This is a genomic window from Vibrio ichthyoenteri ATCC 700023, assembly GCF_000222605.1.
Taxonomy (GTDB): Bacteria; Pseudomonadota; Gammaproteobacteria; order Enterobacterales; family Vibrionaceae; genus Vibrio; species Vibrio ichthyoenteri.
The window spans coordinates 1-964 of the sequence record NZ_AFWF01000085.1; the positions used below are offsets into that span (position 1 = coordinate 1).

1 protein-coding gene is annotated in these 964 nt (G+C 37.0%); it reads left to right on the forward strand.

The features are described from left to right. Positions 1-161: 161 nt before the first annotated feature. The coding region (locus tag RH85_RS07095; RefSeq protein WP_241210362.1) for a CSS-motif domain-containing protein at positions 162-964 on the forward strand (803 nt) is incomplete at its 3' end.

Sequence of the window (964 nt, forward strand, 5' to 3'; positions counted from 1 at the left end):
CCAGTGAGGCATTCTATTATTGAGACATGGTAAAAATAAGCGAAGTAATAGGTAAACATTTTCTAATTTATATTTATAGTTAGCGTTAAAGGCATCACTTACAGGCTAAAATGTATTCCACAAAGTTTAACTTACGAAAATTTTTCTCTCTAACCAAAGAGATGTTTTCCCATCTGCCAAACTTAATGCCTGTGGTTGTAATTTTTCTACTCGCTTTTTCATTTTCTCTATTAAGCAACTACTACCATACCAAGAGCGCAGCCTCTAAAGATGGCAAGCAACTGATCCAAGCTTTAGAGCTGTATATAGAAAGAACCGCAAGTGAACTTTATGTCCTCAATAGTCGCCTCGGTTCAACATGCAGTGAAGCTGATAAATTGGCACTACGCGGGCATGTATTTCACTCAGAATTTATCGAAGAAGTTGGCATATATAGAAATGACCGTGTTGTGTGTACCAGTAATGAAGGTGTGACAGATATCCATCTATCGCACACCATTATCGAACGCATCAAGGATTCTAAAAATCATATTACAATCGAAGTGGGTCGCTCCAGCAGTGAGCTCAATACTTTTTTTATCTATGCCTCGATTAATGATGATTACGGCCTGAATGCATTAATGCCACCGGAGCGGTTTATGAATCTCATCGAGCAAAAATTGGTAGGTAAACAATACAAATATCGACTGAGTATATTAGGCCAAGATCTTAACGGAAAAATAGAGAGTAACCTAGAACAGACACACCCATTTATTTTTTCCTCTAAGCTTTACCCTTTAAAATTCGAATTAAAGCCAACCTCTGGCACCTACCAATATCATTATTTTTCCCATCTCTGGAAAACTCTACTGGCCGCATTACTCTTCTCTCTAATCTATTTAATTATTGGCTATCAACTGTTAGCTAAACGATCGATTGAGTTTAATCTACTCAATGCCATCGAAAATGACCAAATTGAGTTATA